The organism is Methylobacterium sp. HMF5984 (assembly GCF_045033435.1).
GTDB lineage: Bacteria > Pseudomonadota > Alphaproteobacteria > Rhizobiales > Beijerinckiaceae > Methylobacterium.
In genome coordinates this window covers 1,669,658-1,684,656 of sequence record NZ_JBJFLN010000001.1, presented here as the reverse complement: position 1 = coordinate 1,684,656, position 14,999 = coordinate 1,669,658, and the positions used below count along the sequence as shown (strand labels likewise).

10 protein-coding genes are annotated in these 14,999 nt (G+C 68.9%); 3 read left to right on the top strand and 7 right to left on the bottom strand.

The genetic code is table 11. The annotated features are described in order from the left end of the window. Window positions 1-58: 58 nt before the first annotated feature. Both shc and ACFZ8E_RS07995 read left to right on the top strand, forming a co-directional pair. Window positions 59-2,056, top strand: a complete 1,998-nt coding sequence (gene shc, locus ACFZ8E_RS08000; protein ID WP_147725753.1) for a squalene--hopene cyclase — start codon at window positions 59-61, stop codon at window positions 2,054-2,056. 148 nt (window positions 2,057-2,204) lie between these two features. Next, complete coding sequence (locus ACFZ8E_RS07995; protein WP_405042543.1) at window positions 2,205-2,969, top strand: phosphorylase; 765 nt, start codon at window positions 2,205-2,207, stop codon at window positions 2,967-2,969. Between the two features lie 33 nt (window positions 2,970-3,002). Here ACFZ8E_RS07995 and ACFZ8E_RS07990 read toward each other — a convergent pair whose 3' ends face one another. The 3 genes from ACFZ8E_RS07990 to hpnH form a co-directional block, all read right to left on the bottom strand. Further along, a complete protein-coding gene (locus tag ACFZ8E_RS07990; RefSeq protein WP_405044345.1) occupies window positions 3,003-4,688 on the bottom strand; it encodes an autotransporter domain-containing protein in 1,686 nt (561 codons plus the stop codon). Beyond that, entirely contained in the window at window positions 4,589-5,431 is an 843-nt protein-coding gene (locus tag ACFZ8E_RS07985; RefSeq protein ID WP_405044344.1) for an esterase-like activity of phytase family protein, read from the bottom strand. The genes ACFZ8E_RS07990 and ACFZ8E_RS07985 overlap by 100 nt, the downstream gene beginning before the upstream one ends. 252 nt (window positions 5,432-5,683) lie before the next feature. Next, window positions 5,684-6,847 (bottom strand): adenosyl-hopene transferase HpnH, encoded by a 1,164-nt coding sequence (gene hpnH, locus ACFZ8E_RS07980; protein WP_147725747.1) that lies wholly within the window; start codon window positions 6,845-6,847, stop codon window positions 5,684-5,686. Between the two features lie 627 nt (window positions 6,848-7,474). Between hpnH and ACFZ8E_RS07975 the strand changes: the two genes are divergently transcribed. Further along, window positions 7,475-10,132, top strand: a complete 2,658-nt coding sequence (locus tag ACFZ8E_RS07975; RefSeq protein ID WP_405042542.1) for an MMPL family transporter — start codon at window positions 7,475-7,477, stop codon at window positions 10,130-10,132. Between the two features lie 115 nt (window positions 10,133-10,247). Here the strand turns inward: ACFZ8E_RS07975 and ACFZ8E_RS07970 are convergent, their stop codons facing one another. From ACFZ8E_RS07970 to hpnI, 4 genes are all read right to left on the bottom strand, one after another. Further along, the gene (locus ACFZ8E_RS07970; RefSeq protein WP_405042541.1) at window positions 10,248-11,009 is read right to left on the bottom strand and encodes a YfdX family protein; all 762 of its coding nucleotides are present in this window, start codon (window positions 11,007-11,009) and stop codon (window positions 10,248-10,250) included. 243 nt (window positions 11,010-11,252) lie between these two features. After that, entirely contained in the window at window positions 11,253-12,104 is an 852-nt protein-coding gene (hpnK, locus tag ACFZ8E_RS07965; protein ID WP_405042540.1) for a hopanoid biosynthesis-associated protein HpnK, read from the bottom strand. 129 nt (window positions 12,105-12,233) lie between these two features. Further along, the gene (gene hpnJ, locus ACFZ8E_RS07960) at window positions 12,234-13,667 is read right to left on the bottom strand and encodes a hopanoid biosynthesis associated radical SAM protein HpnJ (RefSeq protein ID WP_147725743.1); all 1,434 of its coding nucleotides are present in this window, start codon (window positions 13,665-13,667) and stop codon (window positions 12,234-12,236) included. 84 nt (window positions 13,668-13,751) lie between these two features. After that, a complete protein-coding gene (gene hpnI / locus ACFZ8E_RS07955) occupies window positions 13,752-14,936 on the bottom strand; it encodes a bacteriohopanetetrol glucosamine biosynthesis glycosyltransferase HpnI (protein ID WP_147725742.1) in 1,185 nt (394 codons plus the stop codon). Between the last annotated feature and the right edge of the window lie 63 nt (window positions 14,937-14,999).

Here is a 14,999-nt window from a genome sequence, read left to right as displayed (position 1 = left end):
ATCCGATCCGGGACGATCGGGCGCGGATCGAGAGTTGTGGCCGTTTGAGGCGAGGATGATGCGAGAGGCTGTAAACAAGGTCGAGGCGCTGCAACGCCCGAAGACCCAGGCGATTTCCCTCGACGACGTCGATCACGGCGTCGCGCGGGCGACCCGCGCCCTGACCGCTCTCGCCCAGGCCGACGGGCACATCTGCTTCGAGCTCGAGGCCGACGCCACGATCCCGTCCGAGTACATCCTGTTCCACCAGTTCCGCGACACCCGCCCCCCCGAGGGCCTGGAGCCGAAGATCGGCAATTACCTGCGCCGCACGCAGGAGAAGCATGGCGGCTGGGCCCTCGTCCACGAGGGGCCGTTCGACATGAGCTGCACGGTGAAGGCCTACTTCGCCCTCAAGATGATCGGCGACGACATCGAGGCGCCGCACATGCGCCGGGCACGCGAGGCGATCCTGTCGCGCGGCGGCGCGGCGCAATCCAACGTCTTCACCCGCTTCATCCTGGCGCTCTACGGCGAGGTGCCGTGGTCGGCGGTGCCGGTGATGCCGGTCGAGGTGATGTTCCTGCCGAAGTGGTTCCCGTTCCACCTCGACAAGGTGTCGTACTGGGCCCGCTGCGTGATGGTGCCGCTCTTCGTGCTGCAGGCGACCAAGCCGCGGGCGAAGAACCCGCGCGGCGTCGGCATCGGCGAGCTGTTCCTGACGCCGCCGTCCAGCGTGCGCCGCTGGCCCGGCAGCCCGCACGCGACCTGGCCGTGGACGCCGATCTTCGGCGCGATCGACCGCGTGCTGCAGAAGGTCGAGGCCTACTTCCCCCATCGCATCCGCCTGCGGGCGATGGAGAAGGCGCGGGCCTGGGTCAGCGAGCGCCTGAACGGCGAGGACGGGCTCGGCGCGATCTTCCCGGCCATGGTCAACACCGTGCTGATGTACGAGGCGATGGGCTACGGCCCGGACCATCCGCAGGTCCGCGTCGCCTGCGACGCGATCGAGAAGCTCGTCGTGGTGAAGGCGCACGAGGCCTACGTGCAACCCTGCGTCTCCCCGGTCTGGGACACCGCTCTGGCCGGGCACGCGCTGCTCGAGGCCGGCGGCACCGATGCCGAGGGGCAGGCCCGCGCCGGCCTCGACTGGCTGCTGCCGCGCCAGGTGCTCGACATCGCCGGCGACTGGGCGGCGGCCAAGCCCAAGGTCCGCCCCGGCGGCTGGGCCTTCCAGTACGCCAACGCCCACTACCCGGACCTCGACGACACCGCCGTCGTGGTGATGGCGATGGATCGCGCCATGCGCCAGCACGGGCTGGTGGCCAACATGCCGGACTACACCGCCTCGATCGCCCGGGCGCGCGAATGGGTCGAGGGCCTGCAGTCGAAGGACGGCGGCTGGGCGGCGTTCGACGCCGACAACAACCACATGTACCTCAATCACATCCCGTTCTCGGATCACGGCGCGCTGCTCGACCCGCCGACCGCGGACGTGACCGCCCGCGTCGTGTCGATGTTGTCGCAGCTCGGCGAGACCCGCGAATCGTCGAAGGCCCTCGATCGCGGCGTGACCTACCTGCTCAACGACCAGGAGCAGGACGGCAGCTGGTACGGCCGCTGGGGCATGAACTTCATCTACGGCACGTGGTCGGTGCTGTGCGCGCTGAACGCGGCCGGGGTCGATCCCGCCTCGCCCGAGATCCGGCGCGCCGTGGAATGGCTGATCCGCATCCAGAACCCGGATGGTGGCTGGGGCGAGGATGCGTCGAGCTACAAGATCGATCCGGCGTTCGAGGCCGGCTCCTCCACCGCATCGCAGACCGCCTGGGCGCTGCTCGCCCTGATGGCCGCCGGGGAATGCGACGACCCGGCCGTGACCCGCGGCATCAACTTCCTGGCGCGCACGCAAGGAACCGACGGCTTCTGGAACGAGGAGCGCTACACCGCGACCGGTTTCCCGCGGGTGTTCTACCTGCGCTACCATGGCTATCCGAAGTTCTTCCCGCTCTGGGCGATGGCGCGCTACCGCAACCTCAAGCGCGGCAACAGCCGCCGGGTGGCGTTCGGCATGTGATCGGCCGACTTTGCGCGATCCGAGCGGAGCGGGCACGGGCGGGAAGGACCGCCTGCGCCACCCCGGGCTCGGCGGGCGGTCGGGGTGATTTGTAGGACGGACCGCCGGTGATCGCTTCGCGGATGCCACCTTTCACGATCGTCGACCCATGACCCGCGTCGAGCCGGCGTCCCCTGCCCGCGCGGTCGGTCTCCATGCGCACGACCCCGCGTCGAGCCTTCCGGTGCTCGCCGTCACGGGCCTCGCCAAGGAACGCCGGCTTGCCTCGGGCCCCGGCGTCGAGGCGGTGGGCGCCGGTGGAAATCCCGCCCGTCTCGCCGCCCTGCTGGCGTCGCGGGACCCGCCCGGCTGCCGCGCGATCGTCAGCATCGGCATCGCGGGCGGTCTCGATCCGAACCTCGTTCCGGGCGACGTGGTGGTCGCGGCCGGAATCGTCGCGGCGGACCGGCGCTACGAGGCCGATCCGGCGGTCGCGGCCGCCCTGCTCGCGCGCCTCGGTCTGCCCGGCGACACGGTTCGCTCCGGCGACCTCGCCGGCGTCGATGCTGCGGTGATGAGCGTCGCGGGGAAGGCCGAGCTGCGGGCGCGCACCCGGGCGCTCGCCGTCGACATGGAATCGCACGTCGCCGCCGCCTTCGCGGAGCGGCACGGTCTGCCGTTCGCGGCGATCCGGGTGGTCTGCGATCCGGCGCACCGGGCGTTGCCCGCCTTCGCCGCGCAGGCCCTCAAGCCGAACGGCGAGCCCGACATCCTCGCCGTCCTCTCGGCTCTCGCACGCGGATCGGCCCGGATCGGCGATCTCGTCCGACTCGCCCGCGATTCGAATGCCGCCTTCGGGGCGCTCAGCCGCTGCCGCACGCTTCTCGGCCCGAGCCTCGGGGTGCCGCCGTACGAGGATCGCCGCGGTGCCTGAGCGTGCGGCTTCGGCGATCCTCTTGCTCGCCTGCTACCACTGAGAGCGAAGTCCCGCGGTGACGCCGTGGGCGACGCCCGTGCGGGTGCCGATGGCCGCCTGATAGTCGACCCGCCAGCCCAGGTCGTCGGTGAGGCTGCCCTGCAGGCCGGCGCCGGCGCTGACGAAGTCGTCGCGCAGGAACGGCACGGCCACGGCGGCGGTGGCGAGACCGTTCTGGACGCTGGCGAGACGCACAGTGCCGCTGCTGCCTTGCGGACCCGTGGCGAGGTTGTACGCCAGGCGCACCGACGGGATCAGTCCGCCGAGCCCAAAATAGGCCAGCTCGCCGCCGAAGCGCACCGTGGTTTGAACCAGGGCGAGGTCGCGATACGCGATGTTGTTGCCTGCCGCTCCGGTCTCCGTGAAGCCGTCGACGGTGCCGGACAGGTGGGTGATGCCTGCGAACGGCGTCAGCCCGAGGTCGCCGGCTCGGATCGGCACGCCGGCCTCGCCGTCGATCGCGAAGGCGCTGCCCGAGCTGCGCCCGGACGCGGTGAGCCCGTAGGCCGCAGGTCGGCGGATCCCATCAAGATTGACCTGCGGCGCGCCGCCGACGATGCCCTGGGCGTAGAAGTCCGCACCGTAGTAGCCGGCATATGCCGAGACCGTGAAGGCGCTCTGGTCCTGCCGGAAGCCGCCGGCGCGGCTGAGCGACCCGCCGCCGCCGACGGCGACGCCCGCGCGCCAAGCTCCGGGCAGCGGAAGATCGAGTCCGGCGCTGCCCTGCGCGATGGTGCGGTCGAGGGCGAGGCCGCCGTTGCGCGGCTGGTCGGCGAACACGACATCGCCGCCGATCCACAAGCCGCCGGACTGGCTCCAGGGCCCGGCGAGGCCCTGGCTGCGGCGCAGGGCGGCGAGGTGGTCCTGCACGCCCCGTGTCGCCGACGCGGCGAAGCCGAGGGTCGCGCCGCCGAGCCCTTGAAGCACCACGGGCGCCGTCTGCTTCATCACCGCGAGGGAGAGCGGATCGACGTAGGTGGGCAGCGTCAAGCGATAGGCGAGCAGCACCGAATCGTTGTTGATGCCGGCATCGTAGCCCTGACCGTTGATGCTGCCCTGCCGGGTGAGGAAGTCATTGTCGTTGCCGACGAGCAGGAAATAGTCGTTCGGCGCCCGCTCGCTCAGCACCGGCACGAGACCGAGGGCCTCGAACTTCTCCGAGAGCGTGGTCTGGGTCGCCGGGTTGGTGTTGAGGTTCATGCCGAAGCGCCCGAGCTGGACCGGGTTCAGCAGGTTGACGATCTCGGTCGTCTGCGCCGGCTGGACCCCGGGCCGCAGGGTGCCCCCCGGCGAGATCGGGGTGGCCCCGTCGTAGGGGGTGCCGGCGATGTTCGTGGCCTGCGCGATGTCGACCAGCAGGACGCTCTTGTAGACGATCGGCGTGGTGTTGCCGGTGCCGAGCCCGTTCGAATCGCGCGAGAGCACGAGGAACTGGGTGTCGTTGAGGGCCAGCATGTCGCTCTGTGCCGCCGTCCGGTTCGGCGCGCCGCCGTTGCCGGTGTCGCGGTAGGTCGGCAGCTGCAGCACGTATTCGCGCGCGGGCGCGGCCGGTACCGCGCTGCCGGCGAGGTCGTAGATCAGGATGCGGGTGTTGTTGCGCTGCTGCTGATTCGGGCCGGAATCCTGGAGCGTGGCGCTCTGCAGGATGGTGACGAGGCTGCGGCCGTCGGGGGCCAGCGACAGCGCCTCGAAGCCCTGGTTGTTGCGTCGGGCGGGTTGATCGAGTTGAAGTCGAGCGCCCCGGCCGTGCGCGGCCGGATCGCGTCGGGCACGCCGAGCACGCCCTGAAGCTGCCCGCCGGCGCTGAAGTAATAGATGTTCGGCCCGTACTCGTCGCTGACGTAGAAGGAGCCGTCGAGTCGCCGCGCGAGACCTTCCGCATCGAGGCTGATCCGGCCTGCGCTCGGCCCGCTCGCCGCCGAAGGCAGCACCGCGCCGAGCTGGGTCGTGGTGCCGGAGGCCGGATCGAGACCGCTGAAGCGCCGGCCGTTGGCGTCGGTGAGCACGATGCCGCCGTTCGGCACGATCGCGATCTGCCGCTGGGAGGCGGTCGATTGCGGCAGGCCCGCGCCGGGATCGGGCGTGAAGCTGAGATTGAAGCGGTTCAGCCGGACGGCGTAATCGGAGAACAGCCCGCCGCTCGGATCGTTGTAGCCCCGATCGGGCAGCGTGTAGAGCGTGCCGCTGTAGGTGGCCCCCGAGCGCCGCCAGCTGGCGAGGTCGATCGCGAGCGCGGAGAACGAGCCCAGCGTGTCGCCGAGGAAGTCGCGGGTGGTGGCCGGCAGCCGGCCGACGCCCTGGAGACCCTGGTTCACGACGGTCGCATCGCCAACCGTCACCGCCACCGGGCCGTCGGCCGTCGTCAGGTTCGGCGTGCGGATTGCCTGGGCCGAGGCCGCGCCCGTCAGGAACGCAAGCACGCCGAATGAGCCCACGGCTCACGCCGCGCCGTACCGTGTCACCATCGCGGGATCCCCCAGCCACTCAAGCTGAGCCGCAGCTAGGGATCGGGCATGACGGCCCGGTGACGGCAGGAAGGATATTTGTCCTGCATTGGGTCGGCTGCAGACACCGTGTCGCGAAAGGCACGACGCTCCACCGAGCCTCGACGAAACGAAGGAGGCCCGCACGGTTTCCCGGGCGGGCCTCCTCGAATGCGCGTGGCCGAGCCGTCAGGCCGCGGTGCGGTTGCGGGCTTCGCGCTTGGTGTCGACGCCGGAGGCTTTGATCTCGGAGAGCTTCTGGGCGACGTTGCGGGAGAACACGAACTCTGCCGGGCGCTGGTTCTCGAGGCTGACCTCGGGGGCCATCTCGCCCTCGGTCTTGATCCCGCGGATGGCGTGGATCAGCGGCTTCCAGGGCTTGCGCACCGAATCGACCACCGAGGAGGCCTCGTAGCCCGAGTGGACCATGCAGTCGGCGCACTTCTCGTAGTTGCCGGTGCCGTAGGAATCCCAGTCGGTCTCCTCCATCAGCTCCTTGAACGTGGCCGCGTAGCCTTCGCCGAGCAGGTAGCAGGGCTTCTGCCAGCCGAACACGGTGCGGGTGGGGTTGCCCCAGGGCGTGCAATGGTAGGTCTGGTTGCCGGCGAGGAAGTCGAGGAACAGGCCCGACTGCTGGAACGCCCACTTCTGGCGGCCCTTCTCCTTGCCGGCGCGGAACACGCCACGGAACAAGTCCTTCGTCGCCTTGCGGTTCAGGAAGTGCTGCTGGTCGGGCGCGCGCTCGTAGGCGTAGCCGGGCGAGACGGTGATGCCGTCGATGCCCATCTTGGTCACGCTGTCGAAGAAGTCGGCGATCTTGTCCGAGGACGAGTTGTTGAAGAAGGTGCAGTTGATGGTGACGCGGAAGCCCATCTCCTTCGCCTTGGCGATTGCCGCCACGGCCTTGTCGTAGACGCCGCGCTGGCAGACCGAGCCGTCATGCATCTCCTTGTCGCCGTCGAGATGGATCGACCAGGTGAAGTACGGGCTCGGCTTGTACTCCTTGATCTTCTTCTCGAGCAGCAGCGCGTTCGTGCACACGATCGCGAACTTCTTCTGCGCGATGATGCCCTCGACGATCTGCGGCAGGTCCTTGTGCAGCAGCGGCTCGCCGCCGGCGATCACCACCATCGGGGCGCCGCACTCGCGCACGGATTCCAGCGCGTCCGCCACGGGCAGGCGCTTGTTCAGGATCTCGTCGGGGTAATCGATCTTGCCGCAGCCGGCGCAGGCGAGATTGCAGCGGAACAGGGGCTCCATCATCATCACGAGCGGATAGCGCTTCCGGCCGGTGAGATGCTGCTTGATGATGTAGCTGCCGATCGTCGCGACATACCGGAGGGGGATTCCCAAGATACGGCTCCTGTTTGCGTAGCCCCGAACCAAGGGGCTGCTTAACGTGAAAAAAATTCGAATTCCAGCGCTCTAGCCTGGAACCGATCTGAACGGGCCGGTCCTGGGCCGTTTCGCGTGCGTGTTTGCGGGGCTGACGCAACCGCGCCACAGCCTGAGGGCCGTTCCTGCGAACGCGTCCCGCTTCGGGGGGGACCCCATCCTGCCAATGCGTCGGCAATGCGACGGCAGTCCCGCGAAACGGCGCATCCCGTGATATTGCGGTGCGAAACGGCGCCGGCGCCACACATCGATGGGGAGAGCCACCCGCGTCGGAGGTCGCTGCGTTGCAATCGCAGGGCTGCAAGATTACTGAGCGCTGCGGCCTTGGCGCAACGATCGTGCCTCGGATGCGTCCTCATCCCGCGTCGTCCCGTGCGTTCACCGGGTCGGCGCCGCGTCTTCGGCCACACGGCATCGTGAGACGACCGCGTCTCGATCAGGTCCGATCCTGCCTCGATGCGACCGGGTGGATGTGGCGAAGGTCTCGCGCCGTCGACGGGTCCCGCGGGAACCGTCCCGGCAGCATACAAGATGTGAGAGTCGTGCGGCCTCGAAGGGCAGCCGCTCCAGGCAGGTAGGGTACTCGTGATCGAACGTCTCGTCGCGTTTTCCGTCCGACATCGCTGGGTCGTGATCGCCCTGGTGGCCCTGGTCACCGCCGCCAGCACCGGCATCGCGGCGCATCTGTTCCGCATCAACACCGATGTCGAGCGGCTGATCGATCCGAAGGAGCCCTGGCGCCAGGACGAGATCAACTACGAGAAGGCGTTCCCACAGCGCACGAACACGGTCGTCGCGGTGATCGACGGCAAGACGCCGGAGCAGGCGGAAGAGGCCGCGAGCGCCTTCGCCAAGGCGATCGCCGTCCACAAGAACCTGATCGAGACGGTCTACCGGCCCGACGGCGGCCCCTTCTTCGAGAAGAACGGCCTGCTGCTGCTGCCGCAGGCGGAACTGGAGAAGACCACCGAGCAGCTGGTGCAGCAGCAGGGCCTGCTCGGGCCGCTCGCCTCCGATCCGAGTCTGCGCGGCGTGATGCGGGTGCTGGCGCTCGGCGCCCGCGGCATCAAGAGCGGCGACGCCAAGATCGAGGATCTCGACAAGCCGATGGGCGAGATCGACCGGACGTTGCAGACGGTGCTCGACGGCAAGCCGGCGAGGATGTCCTGGCAGCTCCTGCTGTCGGGCGGCGAGAGCAAGACCACCGACCTGCGCAAGTTCGTGCTGATCCAGCCGGTGCTGGATTTCAACGCGCTGCAGCCGGGCTACACCGCGACGAAGCTGATCCGGAACGTCGCCAAGGAGCTGAACATCGATCCCGAGCACGGGCTCGAGATGCGTCTCACCGGCCCGGTCGCGGTCGCCGACGACGAGTTCGCGACGCTGTCCGACGACGCGCTGCTGAACAACCTCGTCACCGTCGGCGCCATCGTCCTGTTCCTCTGGCTCGCCCTGCGCTCGGCGCCGCTGGTGGTGTCGGTGCTGATCACCACCTTCTCCGGCCTGATCGTCACGGCGGCGCTCGGGCTGCTGATGGTGGGCGAGCTCAACCCGATCTCGGTGGCCTTCGCGGCTCTGTTCGTCGGCCTCGGCATCGATTTCGGCATTCAGTTCTCGGTGCGCTACCGCGCCGACCGCTACGAGCAGCCGACGCTCGAGGACGCGATCCGCGCCGCCGCGCGCGGGGTCGGCTGGTCGCTGACCCTGGCGGCGGTGTCGCTGATCGCCGGCTTCTTCGCCTTCCTGCCGACCGCGTTCCGCGGCGTGTCCGAGCTCGGCCTGATCGCCGGCGTCGGCATGGTCGTCGCCTACCTGTTCGCGATCACCCTCCTCCCGGCGCTGATCGCCGTGTTCCGGCCGAAGGGCGAGAAGGCCGCCGTCGAGACCACGTGGCTCGCAGGCGTCGATCCGTGGATCATCCGCAATCGCAAGCCGGTGCTGATCGCCGTCGGCCTCGTCACGCTGGCCGGCGCCCCGCTGCTGTGGAAGCTGCCCTTCGATTCGAACCCGATGCACCTGCGCAGCCCGCACGTGGAATCGATCGCGACCTATCTCGACCTGATCAAGGATCCCGCCACGAGCCCGAACGTCGCCGACGTGCTGGCTCCGAGCGTCGACGCCGTGCCCGAGGTCACGAAGAAGCTCGCCGCGCTGCCGCTGGCCGCCGACATCATGAGCATCGACACCTTCGTGCCGCGCGACCAGGACAAGAAGCTCGCCACCGTCGCCGAGACGGCCGAGCTGCTCGATCCGATCCTCAACCCGACGCGCAAGCCGCCGCCGCCGACCGATGCCGACAACGTCAAGGCCTTGAAGGACACCGCGGCCGCCCTGACCGGCATCGCCGGCGGCAATGCGCCCGGCAACAAGACCGCCGGCCGTCTCTCCGGCACGCTCGACAAGCTGGCGGCCGCCAAGCCGGCGACGCGCGAGGCCGCCTCGGTCGCCCTCACCACCGATCTCGGCCCGCTGCTCTCGCGGCTGCGGACGGTGCTGCATCCCGAGAAGATCACCCTCGCCAACCTGCCGCCGCAGCTGAAGGCCGAATGGGTCGCCGCCGACGGCCGCGCCCGCATCGAGGTGCATCCGAAGGGCAATTCCAACGACGACGAGGTGCTGCGGCAGTTCGCATCCGAGATCCAGAGCGTCGCGCCGCACGCCACCGGCGCGCCGATCGCCACGACCTCGTCGAGCTACACCATCCTCGGCGCCTTCGTGCAGGCGGCGGTGACCGCCCTGGTGCTGATCTTCATCATCCTCTCGGTGGCGCTGCGGAAGCCTTGGGACGTGGCGATGACGCTCGGGCCGTTGGTGCTCGCCACCTTGTGGACGCTGATGGCGCTGCACGTCGTCGGCATGCCGCTGAACTTCGCCAACATCATCGCCCTGCCGCTGATGCTCGCGGTCGGCGTGGCGTTCCATATCTACTACGTGATCGCTTGGCGGGCCGGCGTCACCGACATGCTGGCCTCCAGCCTGACGCGGGCGATCTTCTTTTCCGCGCTGACCACGGGGACCGCCTTCGGCTCGCTGGTGCTGTCGAGCCATCCCGGCACGGCGAGCATGGGCAAGCTGCTGGCGCTGTCGCTGTTCTTCACGCTTATCGCCGCCTTCTTCGTGGTGCCGGCCTTCCTCGGTCCGCCGCCGGCCAAGCCCGGTGCCGATCGCCCCGAGGGGGAAGAGGCCGGCCGGTTGCCCGGCACGGGCCAAGCCGTCCGCCCGGAGCCCGCCGCCGTGAAGTGACGGACGGCAGCCTTTCTGCTCAAATGCACGGCGTCGTCCCACGGGGACGGCGCCGTTCTCGTTTGGTGGGCAGGCTTTAATCCGCGAGCGACCTCGGTCGGCGTGCGGGCTGCGATCAGTGCGCGGGCGTCGCGGTGCCGGTCCCGGTCGGCTCGGTCACGTTCGCCTTGGCGGATGCTCCCGCGGCCTTGGAGGCCTGCGGCAGGCTCGTCGCATCGATGACGTCGAAGCGGACGCCGTCCTCGGCCCGCTTCAGCGCGGCATTCGCCTCGTAGTACTTGCCCTGGTCCAGCAGCGTCGCAGCCTGGTCGACATCCGCCGTCGTCTTCGCCAGCGGCACGACGGCCATGGTGAAGTTCACGTTCACGCCGGCCAGCTTCAGCTTCTCGGCCGCGCCCTTCCGGTCGCCCTTCTCGAGATTCTTGTTGGCATCGGCCACAGCTGCCGCCTTCTGCGGCGTGGCGACGAAATCCTCGTCGAGCAGCAGCTGCCCGTCGACCGGCAGCCACGCGACGGGCTGCTTCATGTCGCCGACGCCGGTGCCCTTGGCCGGCATCGCCTTGGCGGCGGCGGGCGGCTTGAGATCGGCCTCCGCCTTGGTGAACACGCTCTCGTCGGTCTTCGCCTTTGCGAGGACCGCCTGCGCATCGTGGACCAGCGTCTTGGCCTGGGCCGGGTCGGCATCGAAGATCGCGATCCGGGCGAGATGCAGGTCGCGGAAGCCCTTCGCCCCATCGGCCGACAGCTTGCCGACGTCCTTCTGGATTGCGGTTTCGTGGGAGGCGGCGGTCGTCGCGGCTTGGTCGGCGGCGTAGGCGGCGCCCCCGAGGGCGACGGAGGCGGTGAAGACGGTGGCGAGGAGGGTGTAGCGGGTCATGACGACATCTCCGATTCGTCCCATGCGGCGGCGAGGGTCTGTTGCGACGATCGTCTTGTGCCCTGGGGCTGCTGTCGGAACGCGGGCGCCGAAGCCCACGTTGCATGAAATTTTGGTCATCAATCGGACATGCTTCCGAAACGCAAGTCCTGATGAGCTATTTGCGACGATATACAGTCGTTTGACGCTGTCGTCTCTGCAGCGTTTGATGCGAAATCTTCTGCGGGCTCCGTGAAGACGTCGTCATCGTCTATTCGGTGCGAAATCCGAAAACCCGCCGCAGACGATTCCCGACCGCGCGACCGCATCCATGGAGGCCCGCGCGACGAGCGCGTCCCGCTCCGCGGCGTAGGCGTAGCCCGGCGCCTCGCCGAGGAAGCCGCCGGCGGTGGCCGGGTGGGTGTAGAGCTCGGTCAGGCCGTCGGGCAGATGCGCGAGCAGGCCGGCCACGCGGGCGGGCGTCATCGCTCCGGACCAGGCCAGACCCAGGGTTCGATCGGGAATAGTCAGCCCCATCATCCGGGCCCGGACGGCGAGCAGGGCCGCCCAGGGTGCCGTATCGAGGGCCACCCGTGGGGTCGCACCGGGCTCGGCACGCTTCAGCACCGCCCGCGGCTCGCGCGGCACGCGGATCGAGCGCATCCCGTAACGCGGCCCGATCGACAGCACCGCGCCGGCGATCAACGGATGCACGTGGAAGTGCTTGTGCGCGTTCACGTGATCGAGTGGCAGGCCGGTGATGCGGTAGGCCTCGAACTGCGCGGTGATCTCGGCGGTGAGCTGGCGGCGGGCCGCCGGCCTCAGCGCAAGGTCCAGGCCGAGGCGTTCCATGTCGCGACGCATCAGGCCGGCGTCATCGGTGAGATCCGGCAAGGTGGCGGCCGGCAGCGTCGGCCACGCCTCGACGAGCACCAGGTGCAATCCCACGCGCAGCGACGGCATCCGCTTGGCGCGGGCGACCGCGTCCGCGGCGGCGGGGGCCGAGACCATCAGGCTCGCCGCCGTGAGGATGCCGTCGCGATGGGCCTGCTCGACCGCCTCGTTGACCTCCGGGCTCAGGCCGAAATCGTCGGCGGTGACGACGAGACGCTTCACGAGACACTCCGGTGTACGGGGGCGCGGCTGTTTGCCGGGGGCCTCGGGCCCGGACCCCTGAACGAAGACGGCCGGGCTTTGGGGCCCGGCCGTCTGGATCGGTCATGCGATGGGGCTCAGGCGCCCTTATCAGGCGGCCTTGGCGGTGCCCTGACGCTCCTTGAGGAAGCGGTAGAACTCCACGCCCTCGCGCAGGCGGCGCTTCATCATGTCGGGCGAGCGCACCATCTCGGAGACGATCGAGGCGATCTTCGGAGCGCGGAAGTAGAACTTCCGGTAGAACTCCTCCACCGCCGCGAAGATCTCGGCGTGCGACAGGTGCGGGTAGTGCAGCGGCGCGATCTGCACGCCGTTCTCATCCACGAGCTCGGCGTTCTCGACGTCGAGCCAGCCGTTCTCCACCGCCTGCTTGTAGAGGAAGGTGCCGGGGTACGGCGCCGCCAGCGAGGCCTGGATGGTGTGCGGGTTGATGCGCTTCGCGAAGGCGATCGTCTCCTGGATCGTCTCGCGGGTCTCACCCGGCAGGCCGACGATGAAGGTGCCGTGGATCGCGATGCCGAGGTCGTGGCAATCCTTGGTGAACTTCTCGGCGACCTCGACGCGCATGCCCTTCTTGATGTTGTTCAGGATCTTCTGGTTGCCGGACTCGTAGCCGACCAGCAGCAGGCGCAGGCCGTTGGCCTTCAGCACCTCGAGGGTCTCGCGCGGAACGTTCGCCTTGGCGTTGCACGACCAGGTGACGCCGAGCTTGCCCAGCTCGCGCGCGATCTCCTCGGCGCGGGGCAGGTTGTCGGTGAAGGTGTCGTCGTCGAAGAAGAACTCCTTCGTCTGCGGGAACTCCTTCAGGCAGTACTTGATCTCCTCGATCACGTGCGCGACCGAGCGGGTGCGGTAGGTATGCCCGCCCACCGTCTGCGGCCACAGGCAGAACGTGCAGCGGCTCTTGCAGCCGCGGCCGGAATAGAACGAGATGTAGGGGTGCTTGAGGTACCCGATGAAGTACTTCTCCATCTCGAGATCGCGCTTGTACACGCTCGTGACGAAGGGAAGCTGATCCATGTCGGTCATGATCTCGCGGTCCTCGTTGTGGACCACGACGCCGTCGGCGTTGCGATAGGACAGACCCTTGATCTCCGACATCGGCGTGCCGTCGGCGACTTCCTTAACGGTGAAGTCGAACTCGTTGCGGGCGCAGAAGTCGATGCACGGCGCCTGGGCCATCGCGCCGGCGGCGTCCACCGCGACCTTCGCGCCGATCAGTCCGGCGATCAGCTTGGGGTTGGCGGCCTTGAGCGCCTCGACGGTCTTCACGTCCGACTTGAACGACGGCACTGAGGTGTGGAGCACCACCATGTCGAAGTCGTTGGCCTGGGCCACGATCTCGGCCAGCTTGATGTTGTGCGGCGGCGCGTCGATCAGCTTCGAGTTCGGCACCAGGGCGGCCGGCTGGGCGAGCCAGGTCGGGTACCAGAACGACTTGATCTCGCGCTTGGCCTGGTAGCGGGACCCGGCGCCGCCGTCGAAGCCGTCGAAGGTGGGAGCCTGGAGGAAGAGCGTGCGCATGGGGTTCAAGGCCTCAGAGCAGGGCGATCGGATCGAAAGGATGACGGATCGAGGATGGCAAGTTTAGACGACGCGACGGCAAGGTCAGACGGTGGGCGACTCAGCATCCTGGCCGAGATTGCCCTCCGGAATAAGCGTTCCATCCGCAACGACGCGATAATCGTGACCTTTCCATGTCACCGCCCCCGATACGAAGCTCCATGAGAAGTTCGCGAACGAGAGGATGTCGCGGATCGGCAACAGCCAGTACGGATGGGGACCGATCCCGAAGGCACGCTCCAGCCGCATCGACAGGATGATGCGGCAGGCCAGTGCCAGAGCCGCGACGCCGAGCGCGGTCGCGCCGGCCTCCGGCATCAGCGCGGCGATCAGCGCGATCGGGAAGGCGTGGGTGACGATCGAGCCGGCATAGCCGGCCGGGTCGACGTTGCGGATGGTGCGGTTCCAGCGCAGCTCGTGGGTCCAGAGGCCCGCGATCGCGGTGTCGACGCAGGTATGCCCGATGGTGAAGTTCGGGATCGCGACCCGGCCGCCGAGCCCGCGCAGCGCCTCGCCGATGGCATAGTCGTCGGCGAGGTCGTCCTTGAAGGTGGCGAACCCGCCGATCTTCGCCAGCGACGCGGCGGTGAAGGCGATGGTCGAGCCGAAGCACGGCTTGGCGAGGCCGAGCGCCGTGCCCATCACGACGTTGGGCAGGAACTGCACGTCGATGGCGAGTGCGGAGAGCTGCGCGAACACGCCCCGGTCGCCGGGAACGCCGTGGTACAGGCAGGTCACCCCGGTCACGCCGGGGGCGGACAGCTCGGCCACGACGCGCTCGAGATAGTCGGGGCGCACCACCATGTCGCTGTCGGCGAGCACCACCACCTCGTGCCGAATCACCTCCGACATGTTGATCAGGTTCGAGACCTTGCGGTTCGAACCGTGCTGGCGCGCGTCGACGACGAGGTCGATGCTGAGCTGCGGGAAGGCTGCCTCGATGCGCCGCACGACGCCGATCGCCGGGTCGCCGGCGCTCTGCACGCCGAACACGATCTGCACCGGGCCGGCATAGTCCTGGGCGCAGAAGGTCCGCAGGTTCTCGAACAGGTTCGGCTCGAGGCCGCAGAGGGGCTTCAGCACCGTCACCGAGGGCCGCGCCGCATCGTCGGCGAAAGCGGGCGCCACCTTCGCGGAGCACCGCCCGGCGAGGAACGCCGCGGTGAGCGCGTACAGGCAACCCGCGAGCGCGGGGACCAGAAGGATCGGCGAGAGCCAGGTCAGGTCCATGGGAACGTCGCTCGGTCGCAAGGTGCGTGGGATCGATGGGCCGCGGCGTGCGGCACGAAAGCT